Raw genomic sequence first — 26956 nt, forward strand, 5'->3', positions numbered from 1 at the left:
GCCCGGACCAACCCCCGCGACGCTTGTTTTCGGTGCACCTAAAAGGTACGTTTTCGGTGTGCCTAAAAATTCTCGGTTCGCGTCGCTGACCCGCGCCGCTGCGGCGCTCGTCGTCGCTGGCACGGTCGCGCTCACCGGATGCGCCGGGCCGAACTCCATTGACCCGGATGACACGACCCCAGATGCCGCGAATGACGACCGCCCGATGGTGTTGACCACCTTCACCGTACTCGCCGATATCGCCCAGAATGTCGCGGGCGAGCACCTGCGCGTGGAGTCGATCACGAAGCCCGGCGCAGAGATCCACGGCTACGAACCGACGCCGGGCGATGTGCGCAAGGCCGCCGACGCGGACCTCATCTTGGACAACGGGTTGAACCTCGAGGTCTGGTTCGCGCAGTTCGTCGACTCGGTCGAGGTGCCGCACGTGATCGTCTCCGACGGGATCGACGTGATCGACATCACCGCGGACGCGTATGCCGGAAAGCCGAACCCACACGCATGGATGAGCCCTGCGAACGCGCAGCTCTACGTCGACAACATGGTCACCGCGTTCGCCGACCTCGACCCCACGCACGCCGAGGAGTTCTCAGCCAACGCCGAGGTGTACAAGGCCGAGCTGCAGCAGGTGCAGGATGACCTCACCGCCGAGCTCGAGACACTGCCCAAGAACGAGCGTGCACTCGTGACTTGCGAAGGCGCGTTCTCGTATCTCACCCGGGATGCCGGCCTCACCGAGGCATACATCTGGGCCGTGAACGCTGAGCAGCAGTCCACTCCGCGCCAGATCGCTGCGGCAATCGAGTTCGTCAAAAAGAATGACGTGCCCGCGGTCTTCTGCGAATCGACCGTCTCTGACAAGGCGATGCGACAGGTCGTCGATGCGACGGATGCCGAGTTCGGCGGCACACTCTACGTTGACTCGCTGTCGACGGCTGATGGCCCAGTGCCGACGTACCTCGACCTCATCCGCCACGACGCCGACACGATCGTCGCCGGGTTGACCGGCGCCGGGCCTGGCTCATGAGCACCATCAAGGCGCGCAGCGCCATCGAAGTGCGCGGAATCACCGTTCGCTACGGCGACGTGCTCGCCCTGGATGACGTCTCGTTGAATGTCGAGGCGGGTCGCATCACCGGGCTCATCGGCATGAATGGCTCGGGCAAGTCCACGCTGTTCAAGACGATCCTGGGGCTGGTGCGTCCGGCATCCGGCTCGACCACACTCGACGGCATGGATCCGGCATCCGCCCGCAAACACGGACTCGTCGGCTACGTACCGCAGAGCGAGGACGTCGATTGGACCTTCCCCGTCTCGGTGCGCGACGTCGTGATGATGGGGCGGTACGGAAAGCAGGGCTTCACGCGGCGAGCGCGTCAGGTCGACCGGGATGCCGTTGACGAGGCCCTGGAACGAGTAGAGCTGACCGATCTCGCGAACCGGCAGATCGGGCAGCTCTCCGGCGGGCAGCGCAAGCGCGCCTTCGTCGCACGCGGCATCGCGCAGGGTGCAGGCATCCTGCTGCTTGATGAGCCATTCGCCGGTGTCGATAAGCGCAGCGAGGCGACGATCGTGCGGCTGTTGCGCGAGCTCGCGGCATCCGGAGATACGGTGCTGGTCTCTACCCACGATCTGCACGCACTGCCGTCGCTGGCCGATGAAGCCGTCCTGCTATTGCACCGGGTGCTGTTCCACGGTTCTGTCACGGAGGCGCTCGAACCGGCCAATCTGTCCCGAGCCTTCGGGTTGGAGGCGTCATGATCTTTGACTGGATTCTGGAGCCGCTGCAGTACGACTTCATGGTGCGCGCCCTGGTCACCACCGTGATTGCCGCGATCGTGTGCGCGCTGCTGTCGTGCTGGCTCGTACTGGTGGGCTGGTCGCTGATGGGCGATGCCGTCTCGCACGCGGTGCTGCCCGGCGTCGTGTTCGCGTACATCTTCGGGGCACCGTTCGCGATCGGGGCGCTGGTCTTCGGCTTCCTCGCCGTCGGTCTGATCGGATTGATCCGAGGCACGAGCAGAATCAAGGAGGATGCCGCGATCGGCATTGTCTTCACGACCCTGTTCGCGTTCGGGCTGGTGCTGATCTCGGTCACCCCGAGCCAGACCGACCTCAACCACATCATCTTCGGCAACATCCTCGGCGTCTCCGACACCGACCTGTTGCAGATCGCGATCCTCGCCGCCGTGGCCTTCGGCGTGCTGATCATCAAACGCCGCGACCTCACCCTCTACGCCTTCGACCCCACGCACGCGTTCGCGATCGGGCTCTCGCCGCGCTTCCTCGGCGCCCTGTTGCTCGGCGTGCTCGCACTGACGTCGGTCGTCGCGCTGCAGGTCGTCGGAGTCGTACTGGTCGTGGCGATGCTGATCATCCCCGGCGCGACCGCGTATCTGCTGACCGATCGATTCGGGCGGATGCTCGTGATCGCGCCCGTGATGTCAGCGCTGTGCAGCGTGATCGGCATCTACCTCAGCTACTGGATCGATGCGGCATCCGGCGGGCTCGTCGTCATGGTGCAGGGCTGCGTGTTCGCGCTCGTGTACCTGTTCGCGCCGCACCAGGGCGTGATCGGCAAGCGTCTGCGGCGGCGGGTGCCGGCCGTCGTCGCGTCATAACTCGCTACAGCAACCGGGCGCTCGGCTCCGCGGATGATCCCAGATCCGTCGCCGTCGGCATCTGAGCCAGCTGACGGAGCGCCTGCCCGAGGTCGGCGATGAGGTCTCCGGCGTTCTCCAGCCCGATCGACAGGCGCAGCACGTCCGCGTCCGGGCGCGCATCGGCAGGAACCGGCCGATGGGTGAGCGCCGCCGGATGCTGGATCAGCGAATCCACGCCGCCAAGAGAGACCGCGTGCGTGAACAGCTGCACGGCTGACGCGACCGAACTCGCCGCGGCATACCCACCGCGCATCCGCATTGCGATCATCGCTCCGGTCCCGCGCATTTGCCGCTCGAGAATCCCCTCCGGATCCCCACTGAGCCCGGGGAAGAACACCTCATCCACCTCGGGCTGATCGATCAGCCACTGCACGATCTGTTGCGCGTTCTCCTGCTGCTGGCGCATCCGCACCGGCAGCGTGGTGAGCCCGCGGTGCAGCAGGTACGCGCCGAGCGGATGCAGCAATCCCCCGGTCACGGCCCGCACCCGGCGCAGCGCCTCGGCCGTGGTCTCACTGCACGCGATGACACCCGCGATCACGTCGCCGTGTCCGCCGAGGTACTTCGTCGCGCTGTGCAGTGACATGGCTGCCCCATGATCGAGCGGGTTCTGCAGAATCGGCGTCGCGAAGGTGTTGTCGACTACGACGGGCACATCTCCCGCCGCTGCCACGACAGCGGCGATGTCGACGAGTTCGAGCGTCGGATTCGCCGGGGTCTCCATGACGACAAGACCGGTATCGGGGCGGATGCTGACACCCACCTCCGACGGGTGGCAATAGGTCGTCTCGGTGCCCAGCAGACCAGAGCCCAGCAGGTGATCCGTTCCGCCGTACAGCGGCCGTACCGCCACGACGTGGTGCCGCCCGGTCGCCGAAGTCATCGCGAGAATCGTCGCGGTCATCGCCGCCATCCCCGAGGAGAATGCCACTGCGGCCTCAGCGTGCTCCATCTCGGCGAGCGCATCCTCGAACCGCGCGACCGTCGGGTTCCACAAGCGCGCGTAGACCATGCTGCCGTCAGCCGGCGGCCGGCCACCGGTCGCCATCGCCTCGTAAGAGTCGCCGCCGCGTTCAATATCCGGCAGCGGATTCGTGGTGGAGAGGTCGATCGGCAGGGCATGGACGCCGAGTTCAGTAAGGTCGGCGCGCCCGCTGTGGACGGCGACGGTATCCGGGTGCAGCGGCTTATCGGGATGCAGTGCAGTCATCCCCCAATCTTGCCGGAATCGCAACTTGAGTGGGAAGATTCGACAATACTTGCCGTAAAGGACACGGTTTCCGACTTCTTCAGCAAAGACGCTCGATCCGGAGGTAGTCAGATTGTCGAAAGCACAACTGCCTGCAGCATCCCTCGATGAACTCGATCTCGAGATCCTCGCCGCGCTCAGCATCCGCGCCGATCTCACCAATAAGGCGCTCGCGCATCAGCTGGGAATCGCAGAGTCGACGTGCGCGCATCGCGTGCGGAGCCTGCGCGATCGCGGCATCATCCGCGACACCCGCATCCGCCTCGACGAGGCCGCTCTCGGCTTTCCACTCCAGGCGATCATCAAGGTGCGCCTGGCGAATCACACCGGGGAGAAGGTCAACGCATTGTTCGATGCTCTCGCCGTGATGCCGCGCGTGCTGCAGGTTTTTCACGTCGCCGGCGTCGACGATTTCCTGGTGCACGTCGCAGTGCAAGATGCTGCGGCACTGCGCGACATCGTGCTGGAACACATCACCGTGCATCCCGTCGTCCGCGGCACGGAGACGCAGCTGGTGTTCGAGCTGCGCGATGGCAGCGGGTTGCTCGCACGGTAGGCCGCGTCAGCGCTTGAGCAGCCGCTTCCACCGTCGCTGCACGATGGTCGGCACCGACTGCGTGACGATGGCATCCACGTTCAGCGAGCTGTTATCGGGTCCGACGATTGCGATCGGCGTGGTGAGCGTCATCTCGTCCGGATCGATCGGCATCCGCGCCAGCGCCTTGTGCGCACGCACATACCCGGGAACCAGGATGACGACCGCACCAATCCAGGCGAGCGGGTTGCTCAGCGCAACACCACCGAAGCCCAGCACCGCACCCAGCGCGACCGCAGCAGCAATGCGCATGACAAGTTCGACGAGGCCAGTCACGGTCGGAATCAGCGCTTGACCGAGACCCTGCAGTGCACCGCGCAGCACGAACAGCACGCCCAGCAGCGAGTACGTCGCACCGTTGATGATGAGCATGAGATGCGCGAGCTCGACGACCTCGTCCGATCCGTCGCCGATGAACAGCCGCACGAGGTTGGTGCCGAAAGCGATCAGCACAACACCCAGTACCAGGGAGGCGATGATGGCCATCCATGTCGCCTGCACGACACCGGCACGGATGCGGTCGGGTCGGCGTCCGCCGAAGTTCTGCGCCACGTACATGGAGACGGCAAGTCCCAGCGAAGCCAGCAGCGCGGACGCGAGACTGTCGACGCGGGATGCCGTTGTGTATGCTGCGACGGCATCGGCTCCCAGCAGGTTCAGGGCGACCTGCACCACCAGGGTTCCGATCGCGATGATCGATGCCTGGAAGCCCATCGGCAGGCCCAAGCGCAGGTGCTCGGTGAGGTCAGCCTTCGAAATCTTCCAGTCTGCCCGGCGGATGTGCAGCGCCGACATCCGCCGTCTGACGAAGTCCAGGCACAGCACGACCGAGATCGCCTGGGCGACGACGGTCGCCAGCGCGGCGCCAGCGACACCCCATCCGACCGGTCCCACCAGAACGATCACAAGCACGACGTTCACGGCGCACGAGATCGTGAGGAAGACCAGCGGGGTCTTCGAGTCGCCGATCGCGCGGATGATCGCCGAGAGATAGTTGAAGAACATCGTCGCGCCGCCACCGAGGAAGCTGATCTGCGTGAACAGTACGGCCTCTGCGAGCAGCTCGGGCGGTGTTTGCATGAGAACCAGCACGGGTTCGGCCAGCAGCGGCCCCGCGATCGTGATGATCACGCTGGCGATCGCGGCGAGCACGGTTCCAGTGGCGACCGAGCGTCGCACAGCCTCATGGTCTTTCGCGCCGAAGGCCTGCGCGGTCGGAATCGCGAAACCGCTGGTCATGCCCCAGGCGAAACCGAGCAGCAGGAACAGCAGAGAACCGGTCGCGCCGACAGCGGCGAGGGAGTTCACCCCCAGCTCTCGGCCGACGACGATCGTATCGACGACCTGATAGAGCTGCTGGACCACGTTGCCGATGAGCAGCGGCACGGAGAATGCGAGGATGACGCGCCAGGGGCGGCCTGTGGTGAGGGAGGTGGCCATGCGGAGAAAAGACTTCCGGAACTCGGGATGGGAAATGAGGATGCCGAGAACCGGCGAGCATTTAGTTTATCGAATCGATTCGGTAACGGAAGACTTGCGGCGAGATTCACCGCACTGGGTGCAGGATGGATTCCATGACCCGCACTGCCACCGCCGCTACCACTGCGATCCGTGAGATGCGCGACTTCCTCTTCGCGCACGCCACCGACTACGACGGAGCGGTCGCGGGATTCCGGTGGCCGCAGCTCGATGAGTTCAACTTCGGTCTGGAGTGGTTCGACGTCGTCGCGGCCGAGAATCCTGACCGCCCCGCGGTGCAGATCGTCTCGGCCGACCTGACGCTCGAGAGCTGGAGCTACGCCGATCTCTCCCGTCGATCAGACCAGGTCGCGAGCTGGCTGCAGGATCTCGGCATCGTCCGGGGCGATCACCTGATCGTGATGTTGAACAACACGATCGAACTGTGGGAGGTGATGCTCGGCATCGCCAAGATCGGCGCCGTCGCCATTCCGACATCCACTCTGCTCTCGGCATCCGATCTCGCCTACCGCGTCGAACGCGGCCACGCGCGCGCGGTCGTGACGCTGGGCGCGCTCGCTGATCGGCTCAGCGAAATCGACGCTGACGTGCTGCGCATCGGGACAGGCGAAGTGCCAGAAGGGTGGCACGACTTCGCCCTTTCGGCGAGCGCCGCCACGGATTTTGAACCGGATGGCCCAACCCCAGCATCCGATACCGGCCTGTTGTATTTCACCTCCGGCACGACCAGCCGGCCGAAACTCGTGCAGCACACCCAGGTGTCCTATCCGGTCGGGCATCTGTCGACCATGTGGTGGCTGGGGCTGCGTCCGGGAGATGTGCACCTGAACATCTCGTCCCCCGGTTGGGGCAAGCACGCCTGGTCGAGTTTCTACTCACCATTCCTCGCCGAGGCGACCGTGTTCGTCTACAACTACGACCGCTTCGACGCGAACACGCTGATGCACGTGATGGACACCCACGACGTCTCAACGTTCTGTGCACCGCCGACGGTGTGGCGAATGCTGATCCAGGCAGACCTGTCTCGTCTCACGCATCCGCCGCGCGAACTGGTCGGCGCGGGTGAGCCGCTCAACCCCGAGGTCATCAGCCGCGTGCGCGATGCGTGGGGCGGCACGATCCGCGACGGCTTCGGCCAGACCGAGATGACATGCTGCGTGGGCAACTCCCCGGGGCAAATCGTCAAGGACGGCTCGATGGGGCGGGCGCTACCCGGTTATCCGGTGGTGCTGCTGGATCCGGTCACCGGCGAGGCGAACGCGCATGAGGGCGAGATCGCGCTGGATCTCGCGCAGACCCCGCTGGGGCTCATGGCCGGGTACTACGGCGACCCGGAAAAGACTGCGGAGTCGCGTCTCGGCGGCTTCCATCACACCGGTGACATCGCCGCGCGCGATGCGGACGGCTATCTCACTTACGTCGGCCGAGCGGATGACGTGTTCAAGGCATCCGACTACAAGATCTCGCCGTTCGAGCTCGAGTCTGTGCTGTTGGAGCACGACCTGGTCGTCGAAGCCGCGGTGATCCCGAGTCCGGATCCGACGCGCCTTTCAGTGCCGAAAGCCTATGTCTGCCTGCGAGCGGATGCCGTGGACGGGCCGGATGCCGAGGTAGACGCTGCGCGCGCCATCTACGCCTTCGCGCGCGAGCGCCTGTCGGCGCACCTGTGGGTGCGGATCATCGAGTTCGTGCCAGAGCTGCCGAAGACGATCTCGGGCAAGATCCGCAGGGTCGAGTTGCGAGCGCGCGAAGCAGAGCGGGTCACCAGCGGGGATGCCGCCGGCCAGCACCTGGACCGCGATTACCGCTGAGAGCGCTAGGCCCGACTGGTCTCGACGCGCGCGTCTGCGCCGAAGCGTTCGACAAGACGCGGCTGCGCGACGGCGACCGTTGCGGGCTCTGCGCTGACCGCACGCACCGGCTTCGGCCTGGCAGCGAAGGCACTGACCATGCCACGCAGCAGTCCGCCGAGCACGAGGGCCAACACTAGGGCCCCTGCGGCCACGATCGCCGGAATCCACTCGCCGGAAAAGCCCGACGCGAGACTCAGCAGCGCGCCGACGATCCAGACCGCGACAGCACCGCCACCGACTCCCGCCGATCCTCGCGCAAGAGCCACCACCGCGACGAGCGCACACAGCACAGCGATCACCGCGCCGACGATTCCGATCGGCATGAAGAACTCTGCCAGGTCACGAACCACACCTATTGACGACATCTTTTGACCCCCCGGTCATCCTCCGTGATCTCTACGGTACGCAGTGCCGCAGACATTCGCATCCACCGGAAGGATGATGTTATTCAAACGGTGCCAGGGGGCGCATCCCGCGGCCGAAAGGAGCATGATGGAGAAGTGGCCGCACCTCTTTCTGAACTGACCCAGATGCCGAAACCGCAGCTCGTGTACGCCGCAGACGGCATACGTCTCGCGACATATACCTGGGGTGAGCTCGATGCCCCTGTCGTCGTCATCGCGCACGGATTCGCCTCGAATGTGCGCGACAACTGGGTGCTCACCGGATGGGTTCGCGACCTCACCCGTGCCGGCTACCGTGTGCTCGCGCTTGACCAGCGTGGCCACGGGCTGAGCGAGAAACCGCACGACCCGACGGTGTACGCCATGCGCACTCTCGCATCTGATGTCGAAACGGTCATGGATACCTACCTCGTGGAGGATGCTTTCTACCTCGGCTATTCACTCGGCGCACGCGTCGGGTGGGAGGTGGTGCGCGATCTGCCCCAGCGCATCAACCGTGCGGTGCTGGGCGGCGTGCCCGATGGCATCCCGCTCGAGCGGCTCGACATCGAGCAGGTGCGCGCCTTCGTCGACGATGGCGTGCCCGTCACCGATCAGACCACTCAGAACTACATCGCGCTCACCCAGCGCGTGCCCGGCAACGACCTGCGCTCGCTGCTCGCACTTGCTGAGGGGATGCGCGCGACGCGGACGATCGACCCGGATCCGACCAACGCGCCGACCAGGCCGATCCTGTTCGCCACCGGATCGAAGGATGCAGTCATCGAGGGCTCGCGCGAACTGTCTCGCTCCGCGCCCAATGGCCGGTTCTTCGAGATCCCCGACCGGCACCACTTCAACGCGCCGGGCTCACGGGCGTTCAAGGATGCCGCGCTGGACTTCTTCGCCGAGGAGTAGGTCGCGCCGGCCGATCCAGCCGCGCCACCCGATCCAGCCGCGAGAATGGGTTTCCCGCCCGAAACTGTGCCTGGCACACCCATTCTCAAGCCGGAGAGCCTTTCTCGCCCTTACGCTGGACGCATGCCCACGATCATCCCCGCCATTGTTGCGTCCTCGCCCACCAATCAGCTCGTTGCCGGCACCATCGAACGCCGCGACGTTGGCCCTGCAGATGTGCGCATCGACATTCGTTGGTCTGGCATCTGCCACTCCGACATCCACACCGTGCAGGGTGACTGGGGTCCGCAGCACTACCCGTTGACCGTCGGTCATGAGATTGCCGGCACCGTCGCCGAAGTCGGTTCCGAGGTCACGAAGTTCGCCGTTGGCGACCGCGTGGGCGTCGGATGCATGGTGAACTCCTGCGGCGAATGCGCGAACTGCGTCGCCGGCGAAGAGCAGTACTGCCTGCAGGGCATGACCGGAACCTACGGCGCTGAAGATGTCGACGGCACGATCACGCAGGGCGGTTACTCCACCGGCATCGTCGTCACTGAGGACTTCGTGCTGCGCGTGCCAGAGGCCATCCCCTTCGAGAAGGCCGCACCACTGCTGTGCGCCGGCATCACCACCTACTCACCGCTGCGGCACTGGAACGCCGGCCCCGGCAAGAAGGTCGCCGTAATCGGCCTCGGCGGGCTCGGTCACATGGCGGTCAAGATCGCGCACGCGATGGGCGCCGAGGTCACCGTGCTCTCGCGTTCGCTGGCGAAGAAGGACGATGCGTTGGCTCTCGGTGCTGACCACTACTTCGCGACCGAGAACCCAGAGACGTTCCGCGCGCTGCGGGGCCACTTCGACCTCATCATCAACTCGGTGTCCGCGACGATCGACATCAACGCGCACCTGAAGCTGTTGGCGCTGGACGGCGCTCTCGTCAATGTCGGCCTGCCGCCAGAAGCACTGCCGGTGAAGGTGGGCAACCTAATCGGCGGCCGCCGCTCATTCGCAGGGTCCAACATCGGCGGCATCGCCGAGACGCAGGAGATGCTCGACTTCTGCGCCGAGCACGGCATCGCCCCTGAGGTCGAGATCACCTCTGCCGATCAGGTCAATGAGGCCTGGGCACGGGTGCTCGCAGCCGATGTGCGCTACCGCTTCGTGATCGACGTCTCCACGATCGGCTGACCTGGAGGCTCGGCGTTCGCGGGATGCCAGCGGCTGCGCCGGGCAACATCCTGCGCGCGAGACATCACGTAGGACATGGTGTCTCACGCGGAAAACGGTGCGTACAGACGGGAGTGTTGTCTCGCGGCGTCAGCGGGCGACGGCGTCCCGCTTGGGCAGCACCCATCCCGCGCGCGGGAAGTGGCAGGTGTACCCGTTCGGGTAGGTGATCAGGTAGTCCTGGTGCTCGGGCTCGGCCTCCCAGAACGGGCCCTCGGGCTCGAGCGCGGTGACCGCGGTGCCCGGCCAGAGGCCTGAGGCATCCACATCGGCGATGGTGTCGCGAGCGACCTGCTCCTGCTCGGGGCTGAGCGGGAAGATCGCCGAGCGGTAGCTCGAGCCGACGTCGTTGCCCTGGCGGTCCAGCGTCGACGGGTCGTGGATCTGGAAGAAGAACGCCAGGATGTCGCGGTACGTCGTCTTCGTCGGATCGAACACGATCTCGACCGCCTCGGCGTGGCCGGGGTGGTTGCGGTACGTCGGGTTGTCGTTCTCGCCGCCGGTGTAGCCGACCCGGGTGTCGAGCACGCCCGGCTGGCGGCGGATGAGGTCTTCCATGCCCCAGAAGCATCCTCCAGCGAGGACGGCCGTCTCGGCGCCGGGTGTACGGGTGATTGTTCCGGTATCAGTCATGGTGAACGCTCCTTTTCTGTCATCCAGTCTGACGCAGTTCAGGCGGAGGCGGCGCGTTTGCGCTATGTGAACGCCGAATTCCGGATGTGCCATAGCGTTGCACCATGGCCGAAAACCCGATCGCTGATGCTCTTGTCCTCATCACCGGCGCCGCTCGCGGCATGGGCGAGCTGTATGCCAGACGCGCGATTGCCGCGAACGCGCGCGCCGTTGCGCTCTGGGACATAGACGAGGATGCCGCGACGGCACTGGCCACGGAGCTCGCACGCTCCGGCGTCGGTGTGCGCGCCTACCGGGTGGACGTCTCACGCCACGAGGAGATCGTCGCCGGGCTCGAGCGCGTACGCGTCGACTTCGGCACGCCTGACGTGATCATCAACAATGCCGGCATCGTTCGGGGCGCGCCGTTCTGGGAGCACGATCCTGAGCGCGACATTGAGGCGACCATGCGCATCAACGCGCTGGCCGCGATGTGGCTCACCCGCGAGGTGCTGCCCGCGATGATCGCCGACAGCTCGCGCCCGAAGCGCATCCTGAACATCGCCTCGGCCGCAGGGACACTCGCGAATCCGAACATGAGCGTGTACGCGGCATCCAAATGGGCGCTGATCGGTTGGAGCGAATCGGTTCGTCTGGAACTCGCGGCGCACGGCCATCGGCACATCGCGGTGACGACGTTCTGTCCGAGTTTCGTCTCGACCGGCATGTTCAAGGGTGCGCGCGGTCCGCTGCTGACACCGATCATGACGCCGAGGAGAGCGACTTCGGCGGCGTGGAACGGGATGCTGAAGGGCACACCGATGGTGCTGCGCCCCTGGACGGTGAAACTTGCAATGGCGTTGCGTGGCATCCTGCCCACACGCGCCTGGGATGTCGTCGCCGACAGGGTGTTCAAGGTTTACTCCTCGATGGACAGGTTCACCGGGCGCCCCTGAAGTGCCAGTGTCTGGTGAAGTGTCAGTGTCTCGTGAAGTGCCAGTAATGTTGCTTGCCTACTTCTCACTTTTCATCCACCCACTCTGATCCATCCACGGGAGAACACATGTCGGTTGGTCTACTCGCGGTCGTCGATGACATCCTGGCCGCCGCGCTGAAGGCGTCGGCGAAATCGGCCGGCGTCGTGATCGACGACGCGGCGGTGACGCCGCAATATGTGCAGGGCATCTCGCCGGCGCGCGAACTTCCCGTGGTCGCCAAGATCATGCTCGGCTCACTCGTGAACAAGTTCGTGATCATCATCCCGATCGCGTTGCTGTTGACCGCGTTCGCGCCGTGGGTGCTGCCGTATCTGCTCATCATCGGTGGCACGTATCTCTGCTTCGAGGGCGCGGAGAAGGTGATGGAGTGGTTCGGCTTCCATCACGGCGCCGTGGAAGAGGGCGCACGCAACGAGAACAAGCTGGTGTGGGGCGCCATCCGCACTGACCTGATCCTCTCTACAGAGATCATGCTCATCTCGCTGTCGAATCTGGAAGCGGGGCTCAGCTTCGGGATGACGCTGGCCATCCTCACCGTCATCGCACTGATGATGACCGGCATTGTCTACGGCGCGGTCGCACTGCTGGTGAAGATCGATGACATCGGTCTGAAGATGGCGAAGAACGACTCCCGCCGGGTGCGCCACACGGGTACGCGGATCGTGCGGTCGATGCCGGCGGTATTCCGCGTCATCAGCGTGGTTGGCACCGTCGCGATGCTGTGGGTCGGTGGACACCTGCTGCTCGCGAACCTCGGCGACGTGGGACTGTCGTTCTTCAGCGACCTGCTGCACGGGATCGAGCACTTCCTCGCGCCGCTCGGCGGAGTGATCGCCTGGATCGGCGAGACGCTGGTATCGGCGATCGCAGGGCTCCTGGTTGGCCTCTTGATTGTCGGTGCGATACTGCTGATCGGACGGATGCTCGGCAAGTCGCCGAGCTTCACCGAGGGTGGCGAATCACCGGTGAAGGTGCACGCGTAGAGGTTCTGCTCGCGGGTGCGCCGTCGGGAGCGTGGGCTGACCTGGTGCGCCGGGACGGCCTGGTGCGCCGGGCTGGTCGGACGGCGACGCGTGAGCGCGTCGATCCGCTCAGGATCCTTGCAGCGGCACGAAACTGTACAGCCCCTGATCCTGCGCATGCCGCGCGTGACCCGCGTGCATGTCTACGACGGTCATCACCCCGGCGACAGGAACGACCAGGCGCCCGCCGTCCGCGAGCTGGTCCACGAGCGCATCCGGCATCGAATTTGCTCCCGCGGAGACCAGGATGCGGTCGAAAGGCGCCTCCTCGGGGAGACCGAGCACGCCCGACTCGGCGTGACGGATCTCGGCGTGTACGCCCGCTTCGGCCAGTCGCTCTCGGCCGCAATCCACCAATTCTGCGACGATCTCCACGCCGATCACGGAGCCTCGTGGGCCCGCGAGCGTGGCGAGGATCGCAGTCGTCCACGCCGAACCGCTGCCGACATCGAGCACCCGGTCGCCGGGTTGCACGTCGAGCAGTTCGAGCATCCGCGCCACGGTCGACGGCTGTGAATTCGTCGCGTCCCAGCCGATCATCACCGGGCGGTCGGCGCCCGCGAGGTGGCGCACCGAGGGTGGCAGAAAGGTCGCCCGCGGTGTCGCGGCCATCGCTTCACGTACGCGGATTGCGGTGGCGGGATCCACTCTGATTCCGGCCATATGACGACGCTACGCCGCCTGGGCAAGCCGGGACAGTGGATGTCGCACTCGGGGCCGCGCTGGGCGCGACTCGTTCTGCACAGACCTGCCTGTTTGTGGAGTTATCCACCATTCGTGAATGGCTTCTGATCTGCGGTTTATCTGGCGGGCGAATGTCTGTGGCCTCCTGTGTAATAGAGGTATGACATCCCTTGCAGCGGAACTGGAGAACATCGATCGGCAGCTGGCCGACGCGATGACCGGTTCCACCGCGCGTGGGGGCGTGCGACTCGTCAATGATGGTGAACTTCTCGACATCGTGCAGGCTTTGGGGCGTATCCAGCGCCGGCTGGATGGTGCGATCGTCGAAACCACGGACCGGGTGGTCGAGCGGGATCAGTGTGAACGCGACGCCCGGCTGACGACACAGCTCGGATGCCGGGACGCCGCAGAGCTGCTGCGACGCACGCTCCTCATTGATGGGCCTGCGGCCCGCCGGTACGTGTCAGCGGTGGCGGCCGTGCACCGCGATCTGGACATCACCTCCGGTGGGTTACTGCCGGCGCCATTCCCGGAACTGTCCGCGGCGCTGGCTGCGGGTGCGATGTCGTTGAGCGGGTTCCTGGCGTGTACGACACCGCTACTGAAGGCCAGACGGCTAGGGACCGCGGACCGACTAGCTGCGGATGCCGTGCTCGCACGCTTCGCGACCGGACGCCCACTGGACGGTGACCAACCATCGGATGACGGCGACCCTCTTGACGGTGACCTCTCACTTGATGACGACGCTGACGGGGCGGGCGAGACGGCACCGCTGCCGACGACGGATGAGCTGGCCGGGCTGACCGCGCACATCATCGACCGCCTCGACCCGGACGGTGCGGAGCCGAAAGACCGGGCGGGCAAACGCCGCCGGTACTTCACGATCGGGCGCCTCCGCGACGGATCCGTGCCCGTACGCGGTGAGCTACTCCCGGAAGTCGCCGCCCAACTGGAGAAGCTGATCGACAGTCTGATGAACCCGAAAGTCAACGACGAGGCCAGTACCGGGGCCGGAGTGCGATTCCGACCCTCCGACGACGGTGCCGCCAATGATGGTGCCGGCAGTGGTGGCGACAATGACAGTGACGATGACGGTGACCGCTTCGACGCCAAGTACAGCTCGACAGCCGGCACCGCGTCCGCCGCTGAGGGCGACACGCTCACCGATCGTGCGGACGGGCTCCCGGCCCACAAGGCTGCGTCGCCCCCACCGGACGCCGCGGACCTGCGCACGCATGCGCAGAAACGGCACGACGCGTTCGCGAGCATCATCATGGTCGCAGCAGCATCCGACGGCATGCCCACCCTCGGCGGCGCCGCACCCACCCTGGTCGTCTCCGTCAGCGCCGAAGACTACGCCCACCGCACCGGACGTGCGACCGTCCAGGGTGCCGGATACGACGTGCCCCTCGGCGCCACCGACCACGCCGCATGCGCGGGCGGTGTGGAACGCGTGCTGTTCGACGAGAACGGGGCGATCGTGGGGATCAGCACCACGGCACGGATCTTCAACGCCCGCCAACGCCGCGCGATCGTGCTCCGCGACCGCAAATGCCTCATCCCCGGATGCAACATCCGTGCGGAATGGTGCGAAATCCATCATGTGACCGAACACTCACGTGGCGGACCCACCCACACCAGCAACGGGGTACCCCTGTGTTGGCACCACCACCGCACCCTCGACGAACACATCTGGCTCATCCGAATGCGTAACGGGACACCCGAAATCCGCGGACCCAACTGGTGGGACCCCTACGCCCGATGGCGAGCACCACACCTGAACTACACCGCAGTCGACGAAGCCATCGACGGCGAACACGACCTGGCACGGAACACCTGGTGACGGTGGATGGTTGAGCTTGCGACGAGATCAGCGGGCGAGCCCGAGGAAGACCATCATCGCTCGCTCCACCTCTGCAAGCTGCGCAGCCGACAACCGCCCCACCCGCGCCGCCATGTTCTCCCTGCGCACCGTCGTCGGCTTATCGATCATGACGTCGCTCTCGCGCTCGAGTCCGGACCTGCGAGTCCTTGGAACGCGCACCCGGAGGAACGGTGCATCGATCAAGTTGCTCGTCAGCGGTAGCACGGTCACGGATGCCGTGCCATCGAACGCCTCGTCCTGGACGATGACCGCGGGCCACGGCGTCGACGACGCTATGCCGCGTTCCACCGTCCAGATCTCTCCCCGAACGCCCGAGGCGTCGCTCATTCGTCGCCCCATGACGCTGAACCCGCACCAATCGGTGCCTGCCCGTCACGGGTCGAGCCAGCACCGGCAAAGTCAACCCCGGTCAAGTCAGCCCCGGTCAAGTCAGCTCGCGCGACCTCGGCAGCCTGGCGCTTCGCCTCAGCTGTGAATGCCGGTGTCCGCACGTCAAGCACCCACGTCTGCACCGGGCGGTAGCCGCGCTCGCGCATGCGCCTTCGATACTCACTCACTCGCGACTTCACGGTCATGGGTACAGCGTTACATGTAACGATCTGCGATGCAATGGCTCATCCCGATCACAGTGCTACCTCCAGCCAGTCCGGGGTCATTGACCGGAAGAACACGCTCAGCCCACCGGCGAGAATGTTGCCCGGTTCGATGCGCGTCGCGTCGGCGAGGTATGCCATTGCGATCGCACGCTGCCCGCGCGCCCAATGCAACCAGGCAAGGGCGCCGAACAGCGGCGGACGGAAGGACTCCGGCATGGATGCCACAGTCATGCGCAGAAACTCAATGCCGCGCTGCACCCGCTCCGCATCAGGAATCTCAACCGACTCGCCTCGGAAGAGTTGGTAAGTACGGTCCTTCGGGATGGCATCCACTCGGGCGAGACCGAGCACATATTCATCCAAAGAGACCCCCTCTCGGCGCGCGCCCTCGATGAATCGCCCCTGTTTGCGAAGGACCTCCTCACCCGCGCCGCGCCCGAAGGCGATCTGCATCGCCACGGTCTCGGGGACCGTGGCAAATTCACTGATAAGGATGAGCTGCGCGCGAAGCTCAACGTCGGTGGGCCGCGGAAGTTCCGCATCGAGGATCGTCTCGACGACCGGAATCACGAGGGCCGTGGGCCCGTACTCCTCGAATCGTCGCACGATCGATCCGATGTGCCTCGTCGGCACGACAAAACCGAGCTCGGGCAGGTCGGCAGCGAGGTCAAGCAGGAGCTCGGCGAGCTCGTTGCTGTCCTCCTCCGAGACGAATGGAAGGTGGATGAGTGTCTCCCCCAGCAGGGTGTCGTGGTCTGTCATACCGCCATCGTTGTTCCCCCACAGGGCCGACAACCGAGCGAAACCCACGAATGGTGCAGAACTCGATGAAACCCAGACCCGTGCAGAACGAGACGGCGCAGCATCCATCCTCCGGTAATGTTCCGAGTGAACACGCACGTGCTCCGGGGTCGGTGAAATTCCGAACCGGCGGTCATAGTCCGCGACCCAAAGCCCTTCGTGGCTGAGGTTGAACCGGTGAAATTCCGGTACCGACAGTCACAGTCTGGATGGAAGAAGCACAGTGGTGGGCTGCATGCGACGACGCATGCCCCGGCCCTCACTCTCCCTCGGCGGCATCGAAGCCGAATGGAGAATCATGGACGTCCTGCGCTGGCTGGTCGACGCCTTCAACTCGCAATGGATGCTGCCCGGCGGGCAGACCCTGCTGATCCGCGAAGTCGTGGGCAACATCTTCGGCCTCGCGAGTGCGCTCGGCGGCATGCGACGCAAAATCTGGGCATGGCCAATCGGCATCATCGGCAACCTGCTGTTGCTGACCGTTTTCCTGGGGTCGATCCTCAACCCCGCTCACTCGCTGCCGAACCTGCTCGGACAGGCCGGACGCCAGGTGATGTTCATCGCCGTCGCGATCTACGGCTGGATCCGCTGGCGACAGGCGAAGGCCGACAGCGGGCAGATCACGCCCCGTTGGGCGCCCAACAACGCCCGTGTCGGTCTCGTGCTCGTACTTGTTCTCGGCACCGTCGCGCTCACTCCCCTGTTCCGTGTGCTCGGATCGTACGAACCGGTCTGGGCGGATGCGTGGACCTTCGTCGGCTCACTGCTCGCGACCTACGGCATGGCCAAGGGCTGGACCGAGTTCTGGCTGATCTGGATTGCCGTCGACGTCGTCGGCGTGCCCCTGCTATTCAGCGCCGGTTACTACGCGACCGGGTTCATGTACGTGTTCTACGGCGTCTTCACCGCGGTCGGATTCTTCGTCTGGTGGCGGGCGCACGCGAACGCCAAACCCAAGATCGACACGATCATGCCGGATCCGCGAGTGGTTTCGCCGGGGGACAATAGTGAGTGATGTTCGACAGCCCGCTCTCCGCCTCCGCCTACGAGGTGCTCGGTGTCGACCCCGCCGCCACTGACGATGCGCTGCGCAAGGCATATCGCCTGAGGCTGCGCCAAACGCACCCCGACACCGGCGGCGACGCAGCAGAATTCATCCAGGTGCAGCGCGCCTGGGAACTCATCGGCACCGCCGAGGGGCGCGCGGCCTACGACCGCGGTCATGGCTTCGGCGCCGGCTATCCCCCGGCGCCGGGCCAAGCACAACCCCAGGGACAGAGCTGGAACGGGTGGCAGGTCCCCGTGCCACGCGCCGACTCTCGCCCCAAGGCACGTGCGTACGGGCATCCGGGTGGGTGGCGCCGCGAGCGCTACCTGACACTCATCCGGGAATGGGCCGGCCACGGCGTCGACGTCCCCGACCCGTACGACCCGGCGCTCGTGCGCTCCATGCCACGAGAACTGCGTCGCATGCTTGCGGATGCTCTCGCCGAAGAAGAGACGGCACGCACCGTCTCCGACCTCGGCATGGGGTTCACGGTGTGGCACGATGTCGCCGCCGGCGGCCGCGGCGGCGACAAGCTCGACCACGTCATCCTCAGCCCGTCCGGCCTGTACGGGGTGCTGTCAGAAGACTTCGGCGAAGTGGTGCGATTCCGCCGCGGAGAGATCATCGGCCGCTCCGTCGACGGCGACGCACCCATCGCAGCCCTCCTCGCGCGCATGCGCGTCATCGCAAAAGCTGCACGTGTCCGCTTCGGCGGCGCGATCATCGTTCTGCCCGACGACGACCTGGATCAGGCGATCACCTCACTCGGTAAAGTCCGTGGAGTCCCGGTCGTGGTCGTCCGCCGCAGCGCCCTACACACAGTGTTGCGCCGCGGCGTCCCCGGCGCACGAGACATCGGCGGCAATGAGCTGTTCGACGTGCGCACCCGACTGCAGCACACCCTGCGGTTCGTGTGAACGGGTTCACGCTCGACTCCGGCCAGCGTGACCTGCGCGACCGGCTGAACGACATCGCCCAGGATGCCGACACCACCCGCAGCCTTTACATCCACGGTCCTGCTGGCCGAGGCAAGACGTGGATCGCAAATACGACGTTCGAGGCGCTGCCGACCTCGCGCAAGGCCCGCGTGCACTTTCATGGGTTCCTCGCCGCTTTGCACCACAGCATCCACCATCACCGGAGCGATGAGGACGCGCTCGGGCGTGCGATCGACGACATCGCCGGCGACAGCCACGTGTTGTTCTTCGATGAATTCCACGTGCACGACTCCGGCGATGCCCGGCTGCTCACGCGCCTGCTCGATCGGCTTTTCCGCCGCGGTGTGACGGTGATCGCCACATCGAACTATGCACCCGACGACCTGCTGCCGAGCCCGATTTGGCATCACCTCTTCGAACCCGGCATCCGCCTGATCAAGACGAACATGGACGTGTTTCACCTCGACGGCCCGACCGACTATCGCACGCTCCCGCAGGACCATTCGCGTGGGTTCGCCTCCGGTACGTGGACCACCGCGTCGCCAGCGCGGCATCCGGCTCCGACTGAGGCAACGACCATCACGGTGCACGACCGCCAGTTCAGCGTGCTCGCGAGCCGCCCCGATTCGCTGTGGGCGAGCTTCGCTCAGCTCTGCGAAGCTCCGATCGCAACCATCGAATACCTGGAGTGGGCGCGGGTGTACCCGCGGTGGGTGGTGACCGAGGTTCCGACCTTCGCGGCCATCGGCGCGCCAGCGCAGCAGCGGTTCATCAACATGATCGACGTACTGGCCGACGCGGACGTGCCGGTGACGTTCGTCTCACCTCACACGCGTGACGCTTTCCTCGCCGGGACGTCAGGGCGGCCGGATGCGTTCCGCATGGTGAGCCGACTGCAACTGCTGCAGTCAGCGGCCTGACGCGACGCGTTCACCCTAAGGCGAAACGATCAGCTAAAGCGAAACGATCAGACCACAGCGTCACTGCGAATGCCGAGCAGACTGCCGCCGCCACCATCCGACGGCAAGGGGCGAAATCCGAGCCGCTGATAGAAGGCGCGGGCGTTCGTGTTGCTCGGCGACACTCCGAGGTGCACTCCGGGTACCCCTCGCCCGTGGAGCTCAGCAAGAAGCGCGCGGATCAGGCGTCGCCCCGCCCCCTTGCCTTGCATTGACGGCAACAGGTCGATGTGCAGATGAGCCGGGTACTCATCCAGCTCCTCGATCATCATCCGCTCGGGGTTCAGCCCCATCTCCAGAATGTTCGATGGCTCAAGCGACGAGTATTTCCGCTCGAATCCGGGCAGCCAATCGCGCCGGTAACGGTCTACGAATCCTCGAGTATCGGCGGTGGCGACGACGTACCCTTCAACCCGCTCGCCGGTATCGACGACGAACGTCAGGTCGGGCTCGAAATCGACGTACGGCAGCGCGAAAATATCGGCCAGCAGCTCGTCGCTGCCGTGCATCCCGGTCGCGTCCGCGCCCCCGTTTCCGGTCTTCAAACAAATTTCAGCGACATCGTCGCGATCGGCTTCAAGAAATCGACGAATGTCCGGCATTCCTTCATACTTGCATAGAGCACTGGCCACACCAGAACGAGGAGAAGTACCCGATGACGGACACGGATTCCGCCATCCGACGACGCCTGTCGATTGCACTGGAACACGCCGTCGCAGAAGGGGTCATCCCCGGCGGCGTCTGCATGATCTCACGATCCGGCTCCCCCACGATCACGGCGACTGCAGGGCACACCGCATCCTTCGATGCGACCGGCCAGCCGATCGACGCTGACGCATCGGAACTGGTCACTGGCGTGCGCCAACCGGTCACGGATGCCACGGTGTACGACCTCGCCTCGGTCTCCAAGCTCTATACGTCGATCACGCTGCTGAGCCTGGCAGACAAGGGATTGGTCGATCTCGACGTCAGCGTCTCCGAGTGGCTCCCCGCATACCGCCAGGGCGAGAAGTCGGCCGTGACGCTGGCACACCTGCTCAGTCACACGTCGGGCCTGCCCCCGACCAACCCGTACACGTTGCAGCGCAGCGTTCACGGCGAGGGCACCGGCCACGTGAGCTGGGTCCCGCCGAGCCGCGACGCGTTTCTGGAAGACATTCTGACGCTCCCGCTCGCGCACCCGGTGGGCACCGACAAGGTGTACTCCTGCCTCGGATACATCACGTCGATGGCCGTGGCCGAGGCAGCAACCGGGCGGCCCTGGGCGCAGCTGGTGCGCCAGCACGTGCTGGAACCGCTGCACCTCACCCGGACGACGTTCACCCCCGACAAAGCCCACACCGCGCCCACCGAACATCAGCCGCACTTCGGCCGCGGAATGGTGCACGGGATCGTTCATGATGAGACCGCGAGCGCACTGGGCGGAGCGGCCGGAAATGCCGGGCTATTCGCTCCGGCACACGACGTCACCATGCTCGGCACGGCTCTCCTCAACGGCCTCCCCGGTGTGCTCAGTACGCAGTCGTTCGAACGCCTCTGGAACGACCAACTGCCTGGTCTGCTCGGCGGGACCGCCGGTCGTGTCGAACAGGAGATCGGTTACGGCCAGAGCCTCGGGCTACGCATCGGACAGACCAGCTGGATGAGCGACGCCGGCCGTCACGCCAGGGGGCACACCGGGTTCACCGGCACGTCGCTCCTGATCGATCGCGATAAGGAACTCGTCGTCGTGCTTCTCACCAACCGTGTGCACCCCACGCGTGACGGAGCGGATGTCACTGCGCTGCGCCACTCGATCAGCACGATCGCATACGAAGCCCCAGACCACTGAACAGCCCCCACTAAGCAGAGCCGAGGAATTTTCTGATGCACGACCCGTCCCTACTCCGTCTGGCTCACAGCGTCCTCTGGCCCGGCTTCGACGGCCTCACCGCGCCCGATTGGCTGATGCACGCTCTTGATCAGGGCCTGGCCGGCGCGGTCTACTTCGAGCAGAACATTTCCCCGTCAGATCCCGAGCAAGTGCGCGCCCTCTCGAAGAGCATCCATGACGCGAATCCGATCGCACTGATCGGCGTGGATGAAGAGGGCGGCATCGTCACGCGTCTGGAGGCATCCACCGGCTCATCCACACCCGGTAACGCCGTACTCGGCCGGATCGATGACGTCGACATCACCGAACACACCGCCGCATGGATCGGCAATCTCGTGGGGGCCGCGGGTATCGACATCAACCTCGCACCGACCGTCGACGTCAACTCCAACCCGCGCAACCCGGTGATCGGAGTCCGCTCGTTCAGCGCCGACACCGACGTCGTCTCCCGGCATGCGGCTGCCTACGTGCGCGGCATCCAGAGCGCAGGAATTGCGGCGTGCCCCAAGCATTTCCCCGGCCACGGCGACACCATGACCGACTCCCACCTGGATGTAGCAACCTCAGACATCACACTGGAAGAACTGCGCAGCATCCACCTGCCCCCATTCCGCGCGGCCATCGACGCGGGCGCAAAGGCGCTGATGAGCGCACACATCCGCGTGCCCGCATTGGGAGATGCTCCCGCCACGCTGAACAGCACCAGCCTGGGCATCGCACGCGAGTTGGGCTTTGACGGAGTGCTCATCACCGACGCTGTGGACATGGCCGCGATCCGTGCCACTGTCGGGTCCGGCCAGGGAGCCGTCGCGGCGCTGGGCGCAGGCGCAGATCTCATCTGCATCGGCAACCCGGGCCGCGTCTCCGCGGCAGGCGGCCCTCGCATCGACGAGCTCGACTTCACCGAACCGCTGCACGCGGTCTACGACGCCCTCGCATCAGGGACCCTGTCGATGGAACGCGTGGAAGAAGCCGCAGCACGCAACGCGGCACTCGCGCTCTGGCGCCACGAGCAGCCCGCTTCCCCCGACGACGCCGGAGTCTTCGACGGGGCTCCCCTTGCGGCACGCGCGGCCGACGTAATCGGCGACGTGCGCCTCGCCCGAGGCACGGTAACGCTGATCGACGCGCGCCCACGCCGCAGCATCGCGGTAGGAGACGCGCCTGATTTCTTCGACGTCGCACTGCGCGAGTTCTTGGAAACTGATCGCGTACCGCTGGGCGGGCTGAGCGACGCGGATGCCGTAGCCAAGGCACGGACCGTACTCGCAGATCGCCCCGGCGAGGTCGTGCTGGTCGTCAATCAGCCGCAGAACAACACATCTGAAGCATCCGTTCTTGATGCAGTGCTGCAGACCCGACCGAACACGGTCGTGATCTACGCCGGGTGGCCGGCCAAAACGGCGCCCGCTGCGGGACGCGCCATCGTGACATATGGCGCATCCCGAGCGACCGCCAGAAACGCTGCGCGGCTACTCAGCGGTCAAGCCTGAGCCGAGTGCTCAGGCCTGACCGCCAAGTGGTCAGGCCTGAGCGCCGAGCACCTCGCTGAGTCGACCGCCGGCCGCGAGCAGTAGCTGCTCGGCGTCGGCGCGCCCAGTGGCACGCGCGATCATGACTGCGGCAACCGGCACCCGTAACCCGGAATCGGTCAACGTCGTTGCTGCAGTTCCCGCGTCGACACCGGTGATCGTCCTGATCAACCGCTCGGCACGATCGCGCAACTTCTCATTGGTGACGGAAAGATCCACCATGAGATTGCCATAGGTCTTGCCGAGCCTGATCATGACCCCGGTGGACACCATATTCAGCACCTGTTTCGTTGCTGAACCGGCCTTGAGTCGGGTGGACCCAGACAGCACCTCGGGTCCGACCGCAACTTCGATCGGCATGTCTACGGCCTCACCGAGGATGGAGTCGAGGTTGCAGGCCAGACCAACGGTCAGCGCACCTACGGCTCGAGCTGCGTGGATCGCTCCGAGCACGTAGGGCGTGCGCCCACTCGCAGCGATACCGAAGACGACATCGAGCTCGGTGACACTCAGCTCAGCAACCGCCGACGCGCCGAGCGCGGCGGAATCCTCAGCGCCCTCCACTGCCGTGAACATCGCGCCGACGCCTCCGGCGATAATCCCCTGCACCTGCTCAGGGTCGGAATGGAACGTCGGTGGACACTCCGACGCATCCACCACGCCCAGACGACCGGATGTGCCGGCGCCGAAGTACAGCAAGCGCCCTCCTGCGGCGAGGCGTTCTGCCGTAGCATCCACCACCGCTGCGATCTGCGGCAGAGCGGCCGCCACCGCGAGCGGAACGGAAGCCTCGGCCTCGTTCAGCGCGCGCATGGCGTCCACTGTCGAAATGGTGTCGAGATCGCGATAGCGCTCGTCGATCTGTTCTGTGGCAAGAAGCCCTGGTCGATCGTTGATAGGTGTGCGCTCCTCAGTCGGGTTCGCCGGCAAGCTCATCCCGTCGCCAGACGTCGGCGTGGGTTCGGCGCCGCGGCAAGCAGACGACGCGTGTACTCGTGCTCAGGCGAATCGATCACCTTCCTGCTGGCACCGCGTTCGATCACCTTGCCGTGGTACATCACCAGAGTCTCGGCGGAGTACTCTCGCGCCGAGCCGAGGTCATGCGTGATGTAGAGAACCGCGAGGTCTTCGGTCAGTCGCAAGTTGTCGATCAGGTCAAGCATCTCCTTGCGGATGCTGACATCGAGCATCGAGACCGGCTCATCGGCGAGCAGCACCTTGGGCTGCGCCGCGAGCGCCCGTGCGAACGAGATTCGCTGCCGCTCGCCACCGGAGAGCTCGTGCGGGAACCGGTGCAGATAGCGCTCGGCCGGCGAGAGCTCGACCTTGCGCAGCAGTGCCAGGCTCCGTTCCTCGACCTCGTCATCAGACATGCGCCCACCGTGGATACGCAGTGCGCGCCCGAGCGTGTAGCTGACCCGATGCAAAGGATTCAGCGAGGAGAACGGATCCTGCAGTGTCATCTGCACGGTGTGCGTGTACTCGATGAACGCCCGACCCCTGTTCGCCGAGGTCGGTGTGCCATCCAGCAGAATTTCGCCGGACGTCAGCGGCATCAGCTGCGCCAGCAGACGCCCGATCGTGCTCTTGCCGGAGCCGCTCTGGCCGACCAGGGCGGTGACCTGGCCCGCGCGCAGCTCGAGGGACACATTGTCGACAGCACGGAAGTGCTCCCGGCCGAAAAGCCCCTTACGCTTGTCGGTTCGGAAGTCCTTCACCAGGTTGCGTGCCTCGAGAACCACACGGCCACGATCGGCAGAGGTGTCGACGGTGTCGGCCGTGTCGGCGGTCATACGAGTGCTCCCAGGTCGGCGAGTGAGGTGAGAAGGTTCTTCGTATATGGATGCCGCGGATCGGCATACACCTCGAGCGCGGGGCCATACTCCACCAGACGACCGCGCTGCATAATGGCGATGCTGTCGGATACTTCCAACAGCAGTGACAGGTCATGCGTCGTGAAGATGATCGCGAAGCCGTACTCGTCGCGCAGCGCCATGATCTGTTCGAGCACCTCGCGCTGAATGAGCAGGTCCAGCGCCGTGGTCGGCTCGTCCATGATGATGACGTCTGGCTCGAGGACCAACGCGATGGCAATTGCCACGCGCTGCTTCATTCCGCCGGAGAGTTCATGCGGGTACGCCGTGATCCGATCGCCGTCGATGCCCACCTTCTCGAGCATCGAGCGGGCGAGCTTCTTACGATCAGCGGCCACCATCTTCGGACGGTGCACACGAAGGACGTCGTCAAACTGCTCACCGATGCGTGTCACTGCGTTCAGTGCGTTCATCGCGCTCTGGAACACGATCGCGATCTCGTCCCAGCGGTAGCGACGAAGTTCCTCGGTCGGAATCGACAGCAGATCGATCTCCTGCGTCGTCGGCTCCTGCCCTGCCCGCGGTTTCGGTTGGCGGTAGTAGGTGATCGATCCGGCGGTGACTTCTGCTGGGCTGCGAAGCAGGCGGGTGATCGCGTTCGTGAGAGTGGACTTTCCACTCCCAGACTCGCCCGCAAGTCCCAGCAGTTCCCCGCGATGAAGTGTGATCGAGACATCATCAACGGCGTGCACCAACTGCTCGGCCGTGGGGTAGTCCACCTTGAGTCCTCGCACCTCGATGACGGGTACGCCCGGCACATCGATCGGACGAATCTGCGCGGGGAACTCGACCTCGACGCGCTCTTGGGCGCTGTCAGGCGTGACACCGTCGGATGCAGCGGCATCCGGAAGCGTCGCCACCGTCACCGTTTCTGAGCCGGCGATCGCAGCGGCACCGGCTGTGCTCAGCGATGCTGCCTTCGACACCGGCGCTGCCTTGGCTCGGCTCTTGCCCGTGCGCAGACGCGGGTTCGAGTACTCATCGATTCCGAAGTTGATGAGCGCGAGGCCCGCGCCGATGATGGCGATGGCAAGACCTGGAGGTACGAACCACCACCACGCGCCGTACAGGAACGCCTGAGAGCTCTGTGCGAAGTAGAGCATCGAGCCCCAGCTCGTGGTGGTGAGCGATCCAAGTCCGAGGAATGACAGCCCGGCCTCCGCGAGAACGGCGCCGATCACCGAGAACAGGAATCCTGACGCGATGAGCGGGAGCGCATTCGGCATGATTTCGGCGAGGATGATGCGCGTGCGCGATTCACCGGTCGCACGGGCCGCCTCGATGAACTCCCGACGGCGCAGCGACATCGTCTGCGCACGCAGCACGCGCGCAGATCCTGCCCATGAGGTGATCGCGATGACAATTGCGACGGAGATCATTCCTCGCGAGGGAAGGTAGCCGGTGAGCACGATGAGCAGCGGCATGCCGGGAACGACGAGGAACACGGAGGTGAGGATGTAAAGCAGGTCATCCGACACTCCGCGGAAGTATCCGCCGATCACACCGACGATGACCGAAACGAGCTGCGAGATGATGCCCGCGAATACGCCCACACCCAGCGAAATCTGGGCGCCGTAGACGAACTGGGCGAAGACATCCTGCCCGGTCTGGGTGGTGCCGAACCAGTGCTCGGCCGAAGGTCCCTGCAGAATATCGGCACTGCTCGACTGGGGCGAGTACGGAGTGAGTAGCGGGCCGAACGCGGCCAGCAGCACGAAGAAGATCACGATGACGAGTCCGGCACGGACCTTGCCTGACGCCGGGATGAAGCGTGAGATTTTCATG

Annotated in this window: 27 protein-coding genes and 1 riboswitch; of the genes, 15 read left to right on the forward strand and 12 right to left on the reverse strand. The window is 65.3% G+C overall.

Annotated features, from left to right (window positions below; genetic code table 11):
- The first annotated feature begins 58 nt into the window (after positions 1–58).
- Genes ACSU04_RS14055 through ACSU04_RS14065 form a run of 3 tightly spaced genes read left to right on the forward strand, consistent with a single transcriptional unit; the run spans position 59 to position 2621 of the window.
- Positions 59–1027, forward strand: a complete 969-nt coding sequence (locus tag ACSU04_RS14055; RefSeq protein WP_439290017.1) for a metal ABC transporter substrate-binding protein — start codon at positions 59–61, stop codon at positions 1025–1027.
- A complete protein-coding gene (locus ACSU04_RS14060) occupies positions 1024–1761 on the forward strand; it encodes a metal ABC transporter ATP-binding protein (RefSeq protein WP_439290018.1) in 738 nt (245 codons plus the stop codon). The genes ACSU04_RS14055 and ACSU04_RS14060 overlap by 4 nt, the downstream gene beginning before the upstream one ends.
- Positions 1758–2621 carry a metal ABC transporter permease gene (locus ACSU04_RS14065; protein ID WP_439290019.1) on the forward strand — a complete coding sequence of 288 codons (864 nt, stop codon included), beginning with the start codon at positions 1758–1760 and terminating at the stop codon, positions 2619–2621. Before ACSU04_RS14060 ends, ACSU04_RS14065 begins: the two co-directional genes overlap by 4 nt.
- Positions 2622–2625: 4 nt before the next feature.
- Here the strand turns inward: ACSU04_RS14065 and ACSU04_RS14070 are convergent, their stop codons facing one another.
- Positions 2626–3873 (reverse strand): trans-sulfuration enzyme family protein, encoded by a 1248-nt coding sequence (locus ACSU04_RS14070; protein ID WP_439282738.1) that lies wholly within the window; start codon positions 3871–3873, stop codon positions 2626–2628.
- 112 nt (positions 3874–3985) lie between these two features.
- On the opposite strand from ACSU04_RS14070, the gene ACSU04_RS14075 reads away from it, so the two are divergent.
- A complete protein-coding gene (locus ACSU04_RS14075; protein WP_439290020.1) occupies positions 3986–4468 on the forward strand; it encodes an Lrp/AsnC family transcriptional regulator in 483 nt (160 codons plus the stop codon).
- A 6-nt stretch (positions 4469–4474) separates the two neighbouring features.
- On the opposite strand, the gene ACSU04_RS14080 is transcribed toward ACSU04_RS14075, so the two are convergent.
- Complete coding sequence (locus ACSU04_RS14080; protein WP_439290021.1) at positions 4475–5947, reverse strand: MATE family efflux transporter; 1473 nt, start codon at positions 5945–5947, stop codon at positions 4475–4477.
- 134 nt (positions 5948–6081) lie between these two features.
- On the opposite strand from ACSU04_RS14080, the gene ACSU04_RS14085 reads away from it, so the two are divergent.
- Positions 6082–7797 (forward strand): AMP-binding protein, encoded by a 1716-nt coding sequence (locus ACSU04_RS14085; protein WP_439290022.1) that lies wholly within the window; start codon positions 6082–6084, stop codon positions 7795–7797.
- A 5-nt stretch (positions 7798–7802) separates the two neighbouring features.
- On the opposite strand, the gene ACSU04_RS14090 is transcribed toward ACSU04_RS14085, so the two are convergent.
- Complete coding sequence (locus ACSU04_RS14090) at positions 7803–8204, reverse strand: hypothetical protein (RefSeq protein ID WP_439290023.1); 402 nt, start codon at positions 8202–8204, stop codon at positions 7803–7805.
- A 135-nt stretch (positions 8205–8339) separates the two neighbouring features.
- Here ACSU04_RS14090 and ACSU04_RS14095 point away from each other — a divergent pair, with 135 nt between their 5' ends.
- Together ACSU04_RS14095 and ACSU04_RS14100 are read left to right on the forward strand one after the other, a co-directional pair.
- On the forward strand, positions 8340–9140 hold the full coding sequence (locus tag ACSU04_RS14095) for an alpha/beta fold hydrolase (RefSeq protein WP_439290024.1): 801 nt from the start codon (positions 8340–8342) through the stop codon (positions 9138–9140).
- Between the two features lie 123 nt (positions 9141–9263).
- The gene (locus tag ACSU04_RS14100) at positions 9264–10310 is read left to right on the forward strand and encodes an NAD(P)-dependent alcohol dehydrogenase (protein WP_439290025.1); all 1047 of its coding nucleotides are present in this window, start codon (positions 9264–9266) and stop codon (positions 10308–10310) included.
- A gap of 129 nt (positions 10311–10439) precedes the next feature.
- On the opposite strand, the gene msrA is transcribed toward ACSU04_RS14100, so the two are convergent.
- Positions 10440–10982 (reverse strand): peptide-methionine (S)-S-oxide reductase MsrA, encoded by a 543-nt coding sequence (gene msrA / locus ACSU04_RS14105; RefSeq protein WP_439290026.1) that lies wholly within the window; start codon positions 10980–10982, stop codon positions 10440–10442.
- A gap of 104 nt (positions 10983–11086) precedes the next feature.
- Here msrA and ACSU04_RS14110 point away from each other — a divergent pair, with 104 nt between their 5' ends.
- Together ACSU04_RS14110 and ACSU04_RS14115 are read left to right on the forward strand one after the other, a co-directional pair.
- Positions 11087–11917, forward strand: coding sequence for an SDR family NAD(P)-dependent oxidoreductase (locus tag ACSU04_RS14110; RefSeq protein WP_439282726.1), 831 nt, complete (start codon positions 11087–11089; stop codon positions 11915–11917).
- 107 nt (positions 11918–12024) lie between these two features.
- On the forward strand, positions 12025–12942 hold the full coding sequence (locus ACSU04_RS14115; RefSeq protein WP_439282725.1) for a DUF808 domain-containing protein: 918 nt from the start codon (positions 12025–12027) through the stop codon (positions 12940–12942).
- A 108-nt stretch (positions 12943–13050) separates the two neighbouring features.
- Here ACSU04_RS14115 and ACSU04_RS14120 read toward each other — a convergent pair whose 3' ends face one another.
- On the reverse strand, positions 13051–13644 hold the full coding sequence (locus tag ACSU04_RS14120) for a protein-L-isoaspartate O-methyltransferase family protein (protein ID WP_439290027.1): 594 nt from the start codon (positions 13642–13644) through the stop codon (positions 13051–13053).
- Positions 13645–13825: 181 nt separating this feature from the next.
- Here ACSU04_RS14120 and ACSU04_RS14125 point away from each other — a divergent pair, with 181 nt between their 5' ends.
- Positions 13826–15508, forward strand: a complete 1683-nt coding sequence (locus ACSU04_RS14125) for a DUF222 domain-containing protein (RefSeq protein ID WP_439290028.1) — start codon at positions 13826–13828, stop codon at positions 15506–15508.
- A 27-nt stretch (positions 15509–15535) separates the two neighbouring features.
- Here the strand turns inward: ACSU04_RS14125 and ACSU04_RS14130 are convergent, their stop codons facing one another.
- From ACSU04_RS14130 to ACSU04_RS14140, 3 genes are read right to left on the reverse strand one after another with little or no spacing between them, the layout of a single operon-like run.
- A complete protein-coding gene (locus ACSU04_RS14130; RefSeq protein ID WP_439290029.1) occupies positions 15536–15877 on the reverse strand; it encodes a type II toxin-antitoxin system PemK/MazF family toxin in 342 nt (113 codons plus the stop codon).
- Positions 15874–16125, reverse strand: coding sequence for an antitoxin MazE-like protein (locus tag ACSU04_RS14135; protein ID WP_439290030.1), 252 nt, complete (start codon positions 16123–16125; stop codon positions 15874–15876). The genes ACSU04_RS14130 and ACSU04_RS14135 overlap by 4 nt, the downstream gene beginning before the upstream one ends.
- A 48-nt stretch (positions 16126–16173) precedes the next feature.
- Positions 16174–16908: a hypothetical protein gene (locus tag ACSU04_RS14140; protein ID WP_439290031.1), complete on the reverse strand. Its 735-nt coding sequence runs from the start codon at positions 16906–16908 to the stop codon at positions 16174–16176.
- A 135-nt stretch (positions 16909–17043) separates the two neighbouring features.
- Positions 17044–17172, forward strand: a riboswitch (FMN riboswitch).
- Positions 17173–17245: 73 nt separating this feature from the next.
- Here ACSU04_RS14140 and pnuC point away from each other — a divergent pair.
- The 3 genes from pnuC to zapE are packed head-to-tail and all read left to right on the forward strand — an operon-like array spanning position 17246 to position 19853.
- On the forward strand, positions 17246–17962 hold the full coding sequence (pnuC, locus tag ACSU04_RS14145) for a nicotinamide riboside transporter PnuC (RefSeq protein WP_439290115.1): 717 nt from the start codon (positions 17246–17248) through the stop codon (positions 17960–17962).
- The gene (locus tag ACSU04_RS14150; RefSeq protein ID WP_439290032.1) at positions 17962–18912 is read left to right on the forward strand and encodes a J domain-containing protein; all 951 of its coding nucleotides are present in this window, start codon (positions 17962–17964) and stop codon (positions 18910–18912) included. The genes pnuC and ACSU04_RS14150 overlap by 1 nt, the downstream gene beginning before the upstream one ends.
- On the forward strand, positions 18909–19853 hold the full coding sequence (zapE, locus tag ACSU04_RS14155; protein WP_439290033.1) for a cell division protein ZapE: 945 nt from the start codon (positions 18909–18911) through the stop codon (positions 19851–19853). Before ACSU04_RS14150 ends, zapE begins: the two co-directional genes overlap by 4 nt.
- A 47-nt stretch (positions 19854–19900) precedes the next feature.
- On the opposite strand, the gene ACSU04_RS14160 is transcribed toward zapE, so the two are convergent.
- Entirely contained in the window at positions 19901–20494 is a 594-nt protein-coding gene (locus ACSU04_RS14160) for a GNAT family N-acetyltransferase (protein WP_439290034.1), read from the reverse strand.
- A gap of 53 nt (positions 20495–20547) precedes the next feature.
- On the opposite strand from ACSU04_RS14160, the gene ACSU04_RS14165 reads away from it, so the two are divergent.
- Together ACSU04_RS14165 and ACSU04_RS14170 are read left to right on the forward strand one after the other, a co-directional pair.
- Complete coding sequence (locus ACSU04_RS14165) at positions 20548–21723, forward strand: serine hydrolase domain-containing protein (RefSeq protein WP_439290035.1); 1176 nt, start codon at positions 20548–20550, stop codon at positions 21721–21723.
- Positions 21724–21758: 35 nt separating this feature from the next.
- The gene (locus tag ACSU04_RS14170; RefSeq protein ID WP_439290036.1) at positions 21759–23258 is read left to right on the forward strand and encodes a glycoside hydrolase family 3 protein; all 1500 of its coding nucleotides are present in this window, start codon (positions 21759–21761) and stop codon (positions 23256–23258) included.
- A gap of 30 nt (positions 23259–23288) precedes the next feature.
- Here the strand turns inward: ACSU04_RS14170 and murQ are convergent, their stop codons facing one another.
- Genes murQ through ACSU04_RS14185 form a run of 3 tightly spaced genes read right to left on the reverse strand, consistent with a single transcriptional unit; the run spans position 23289 to position 26955 of the window.
- Positions 23289–24233, reverse strand: a complete 945-nt coding sequence (gene murQ, locus ACSU04_RS14175) for an N-acetylmuramic acid 6-phosphate etherase (RefSeq protein WP_439290037.1) — start codon at positions 24231–24233, stop codon at positions 23289–23291.
- A complete protein-coding gene (locus ACSU04_RS14180; RefSeq protein ID WP_439290038.1) occupies positions 24230–25090 on the reverse strand; it encodes an ABC transporter ATP-binding protein in 861 nt (286 codons plus the stop codon). Before ACSU04_RS14180 ends, murQ begins: the two co-directional genes overlap by 4 nt.
- Positions 25087–26955, reverse strand: coding sequence for a dipeptide/oligopeptide/nickel ABC transporter permease/ATP-binding protein (locus ACSU04_RS14185; RefSeq protein WP_439290040.1), 1869 nt, complete (start codon positions 26953–26955; stop codon positions 25087–25089). Before ACSU04_RS14185 ends, ACSU04_RS14180 begins: the two co-directional genes overlap by 4 nt.
- Position 26956: the final 1 nt, after the last annotated feature.

The sequence above is a fragment of the Microbacterium sp. A84 genome (genome assembly GCF_051842815.1).
In the GTDB taxonomy this organism is placed as follows: domain Bacteria; phylum Actinomycetota; class Actinomycetes; order Actinomycetales; family Microbacteriaceae; genus Microbacterium.

What these genes read in the sequence shown, in the direction of transcription:
- ACSU04_RS14060 (WP_439290018.1), top strand. Translation starts at nt 1,024, where the DNA reads ATGAGCACCATCAAGGCGCGCAGCGCCATCGAAGTGCGCGGAATCACC.
- ACSU04_RS14065 (WP_439290019.1), top strand. Translation starts at nt 1,758, where the DNA reads ATGATCTTTGACTGGATTCTGGAGCCGCTGCAGTACGACTTCATGGTG.
- ACSU04_RS14070 (WP_439282738.1), bottom strand. Translation starts at nt 3,873, where the DNA reads ATGACTGCACTGCATCCCGATAAGCCGCTGCACCCGGATACCGTCGCC.
- ACSU04_RS14080 (WP_439290021.1), bottom strand. Translation starts at nt 5,947, where the DNA reads ATGGCCACCTCCCTCACCACAGGCCGCCCCTGGCGCGTCATCCTCGCA.
- ACSU04_RS14085 (WP_439290022.1), top strand. Translation starts at nt 6,082, where the DNA reads ATGACCCGCACTGCCACCGCCGCTACCACTGCGATCCGTGAGATGCGC.
- ACSU04_RS14090 (WP_439290023.1), bottom strand. Translation starts at nt 8,204, where the DNA reads ATGTCGTCAATAGGTGTGGTTCGTGACCTGGCAGAGTTCTTCATGCCG.
- ACSU04_RS14100 (WP_439290025.1), top strand. Translation starts at nt 9,264, where the DNA reads ATGCCCACGATCATCCCCGCCATTGTTGCGTCCTCGCCCACCAATCAG.
- msrA (WP_439290026.1), bottom strand. Translation starts at nt 10,982, where the DNA reads ATGACTGATACCGGAACAATCACCCGTACACCCGGCGCCGAGACGGCC.
- ACSU04_RS14110 (WP_439282726.1), top strand. Translation starts at nt 11,087, where the DNA reads ATGGCCGAAAACCCGATCGCTGATGCTCTTGTCCTCATCACCGGCGCC.
- ACSU04_RS14115 (WP_439282725.1), top strand. Translation starts at nt 12,025, where the DNA reads ATGTCGGTTGGTCTACTCGCGGTCGTCGATGACATCCTGGCCGCCGCG.
- ACSU04_RS14120 (WP_439290027.1), bottom strand. Translation starts at nt 13,644, where the DNA reads ATGGCCGGAATCAGAGTGGATCCCGCCACCGCAATCCGCGTACGTGAA.
- ACSU04_RS14125 (WP_439290028.1), top strand. Translation starts at nt 13,826, where the DNA reads ATGACATCCCTTGCAGCGGAACTGGAGAACATCGATCGGCAGCTGGCC.
- ACSU04_RS14130 (WP_439290029.1), bottom strand. Translation starts at nt 15,877, where the DNA reads ATGAGCGACGCCTCGGGCGTTCGGGGAGAGATCTGGACGGTGGAACGC.
- ACSU04_RS14135 (WP_439290030.1), bottom strand. Translation starts at nt 16,125, where the DNA reads ATGACCGTGAAGTCGCGAGTGAGTGAGTATCGAAGGCGCATGCGCGAG.
- ACSU04_RS14140 (WP_439290031.1), bottom strand. Translation starts at nt 16,908, where the DNA reads ATGACAGACCACGACACCCTGCTGGGGGAGACACTCATCCACCTTCCA.
- pnuC (WP_439290115.1), top strand. Translation starts at nt 17,246, where the DNA reads ATGGACGTCCTGCGCTGGCTGGTCGACGCCTTCAACTCGCAATGGATG.
- ACSU04_RS14150 (WP_439290032.1), top strand. Translation starts at nt 17,962, where the DNA reads ATGTTCGACAGCCCGCTCTCCGCCTCCGCCTACGAGGTGCTCGGTGTC.
- ACSU04_RS14160 (WP_439290034.1), bottom strand. Translation starts at nt 20,494, where the DNA reads ATGCCGGACATTCGTCGATTTCTTGAAGCCGATCGCGACGATGTCGCT.
- ACSU04_RS14165 (WP_439290035.1), top strand. Translation starts at nt 20,548, where the DNA reads ATGACGGACACGGATTCCGCCATCCGACGACGCCTGTCGATTGCACTG.
- ACSU04_RS14170 (WP_439290036.1), top strand. Translation starts at nt 21,759, where the DNA reads ATGCACGACCCGTCCCTACTCCGTCTGGCTCACAGCGTCCTCTGGCCC.
- murQ (WP_439290037.1), bottom strand. Translation starts at nt 24,233, where the DNA reads ATGAGCTTGCCGGCGAACCCGACTGAGGAGCGCACACCTATCAACGAT.
- ACSU04_RS14180 (WP_439290038.1), bottom strand. Translation starts at nt 25,090, where the DNA reads ATGACCGCCGACACGGCCGACACCGTCGACACCTCTGCCGATCGTGGC.
- ACSU04_RS14185 (WP_439290040.1), bottom strand. Translation starts at nt 26,955, where the DNA reads ATGAAAATCTCACGCTTCATCCCGGCGTCAGGCAAGGTCCGTGCCGGA.